Raw genomic sequence first — 2,528 nt, 5'->3', positions numbered from 1 at the left:
GCGGCGCGTTTCCTCGAAGACCGCAAGCGTCTCGTCCGGCGCCGGCTCTTTCGTCGCGCGGTTCTTGACCAGCTCGATCGCAAGCATCAGGCCGCGGCCCCTGACGTCGCCGATGATCGGATAACGCTCCTTCAAGCCCTCGAGCCGCGCCTTGAGATCCCCGCCGACAGCCCGGGCGTTTTCCTGCAGCCGCTCTTCCCGCAGCACTTTGAGGACGGCCCTGCCGGCCGCGCAGGCGACGGGATTGGCTCCATAAGTGTGGAACAGGAACTTGTCTGCCATCGATTCGGCGACGTGGCGCTTGGCGATGACCGCGCCGAGCGGGATGCCATTGCCCACGCCCTTCGCGACCACGACGATGTCGGGCACCACGCCGTGGGATTCAAACGACCAGAAGGCCTCGCCCGTGCGCCCGACGCCGGCCTGCACCTCATCGATGATGCAAAGGCCGCCCGCGGCGCGCACGCGTTCGAACGCGCCGGCAATGTAGCCCTCCGGAATGGGGACGATACCGCCATAGCCCTGCACGGGCTCGATGATCATGCCTGCCAGCCTGCCGCTCGTGGACGTCGCGATCGCCCGGTCAACCTCCTTCAAATAGGGCTCCACGCCTTCGCCGTGGATGCCGCGATATTGGTTCGGCTCCGGCACGAACGCCACGCCGCCAAGCTGCGGGACGGAGTGGCGGAAGCCGGCTATCCCGGTTACCGACTGCGCGCCGAAAGTGGCGCCGTGATAGCTGGAAGCGAGCGCCAGCATGTCGATATTGCCGGTGTGCGAGCGCGCCATAAGAAGCGCGAGGTCGATCGCCTCCGCGCCTGAGTTGGTGAAATGGACCACCCACTCATGGCCGGCCGGCATCGTGCCTGCCAGTTCCTCGGCATATTGCGCGGGCACGGGATGGTAGAACATGGTCGTGCAGTGGGTCAGCTCGGCGACCTGCTCGCTGGCCGCCTTGACGACCTGCGGGTGCGCATGTCCGACAGAGATGCAAAGGTTCATTCCAAGCAGGTCGATGTATTTCCTGTCCTGCTCGTCCCACACATATTGCCCTCGGCCACGCTTGATGATCAGCGGATCCTTGTAAGGAACGAATTTGCGCTGGGAGGCTGAGTAGAAGCGGTTCCGGCGGTCGACGATACCTTGTGTCGACCAGTCGATCGCGAGCGATGAATGGGTATGAGGAGCGTTCATATCTTGGCCTCCCGGATTGGACAGGCGCAGATAGAACATGGACACGCGCCGAAGGCATCCGGCAAAAGCATCCATCAGGATAACTGATGCAGCCGATTAGCGGCTTGGGGATCTGACGGACACAGTGCGCTCCGCTTCATGTTGGAGCGACGGATGAGTCCAGAACGTAATGGTCAGGGGGCAAGTCGGGCAGGCGTTCGTTTATCGTCTGCTTCAGCACTTCGGCGGTGCGAGCCGCAAAGGCCTCTGGCAGGTCTCCCAGCTCGCGTTCGCGCGCAACCAGGAGGATGTTGCGGGATAGGCTGGTAAAGGGCAGGGGGTGGATGTCGATTTCCATGCCTTCGGCAAGGCCGTCGATGAGCAGGGTCGGCGTCAGGATGGCGAAACCCATGCCCGCCGCAACTGGCGCCATCACGACACTGGAGCGGTCGCCCTCCATGGCCCGCGGCAGTTCTATACGCAAGCGGCTGAGATGCTGGTCGACGCGCAAGCCGACCGGCGTCTCCCTGGAGAACCGCACGAATGCGAGCTTTCTGGCAAGCTTCGTGATGTCGCCGACATCGCCGGAAAAGCCTTTCGGCGTCACCAGCAGGAACCTCTCGGTCATGACCGGGTAACGCGTCAGCCCCTCGATCTCGAACAGCTCGCCCGATGTCACCGCAAGATCGGCGCGGCGTGCGCGAAGCAGCGCGACGTGATCGGTGGCAAGCCCGGCAAAAAGGCTGAGTTCGGGAATGCCGAAATTCTTGCGCGCCAGCACGGAAAGCGCCGGCGCCAGCGTGGTGGCGATGGAGGCCAGCAGCGCCACCCTGAGCAGCGGCAGCGGCGCCGCGTTGATGCGGCGGGCATCGGTGCGCAGCCCCTCGACTTCCGCCAATATCGCGGTGGCCCGGCGATGCAGCGCGATGCCGGCCTTGGTCAGCTCGATCGGCCGTAGGTTGCGGTCGATCAGGCTGACGCCAAGGGCCGTCTCCAGGTTCTTCAGATGCTGTGAGGCGGCGGACTGTGTCATCCCGAGCATCTGCGCGGCCTGCGTCACATGCCGCGTTTCGACGACGGCCGCGAAGACCTCGATCGATCGAAAAAGGTTGAAGTCGAAGCTGCCGCTCTTCACCAGGGTTCCTTGGCGGGACTGTCCATAAGTTTTCCTAATGTTGCAGAAATCCCATTGAGCGCAACCCCGCTTGGCGGGAAAGATCGCGCCGTTTCGAAGGCAAGGGTATCGCATCGGTGAAGGAAGACGCTCGGATCGTTATCATAGGCGGCGGCGTGATCGGCTTGAGTGTCGCCTATCACCTTGCCGAGCTTGGCGTCACCGATGTCGTGCTCATCGA

At 63.5% G+C, this 2,528-nt stretch carries 3 protein-coding genes; 1 reads left to right on the top strand and 2 read right to left on the bottom strand.

The window, feature by feature from the left end; genetic code table 11:
* Positions 1-1,194 (bottom strand): aspartate aminotransferase family protein (locus Q0L57_RS12580; protein ID WP_296743092.1); only part of this gene is annotated, 1,194 nt, incomplete at its 3' end.
* A 136-nt stretch (positions 1,195-1,330) separates the two neighbouring features.
* Positions 1,331-2,308, bottom strand: coding sequence for a LysR family transcriptional regulator (locus Q0L57_RS12575; protein WP_296743090.1), 978 nt, complete (start codon positions 2,306-2,308; stop codon positions 1,331-1,333).
* A 116-nt stretch (positions 2,309-2,424) separates the two neighbouring features.
* On the opposite strand from Q0L57_RS12575, the gene Q0L57_RS34245 reads away from it, so the two are divergent.
* Positions 2,425-2,528, top strand: a 104-nt coding sequence (locus Q0L57_RS34245) for an FAD-dependent oxidoreductase (RefSeq protein WP_366940898.1), incomplete at its 3' end; no start/stop codon positions are given.

The organism is Mesorhizobium sp., assembly GCF_024509055.1.
Taxonomy (GTDB): domain Bacteria; phylum Pseudomonadota; class Alphaproteobacteria; order Rhizobiales; family Rhizobiaceae; genus Mesorhizobium.
Note: the sequence above shows the minus strand (reverse complement) of the source record. Positions and strands in the feature narration are given on the sequence as shown.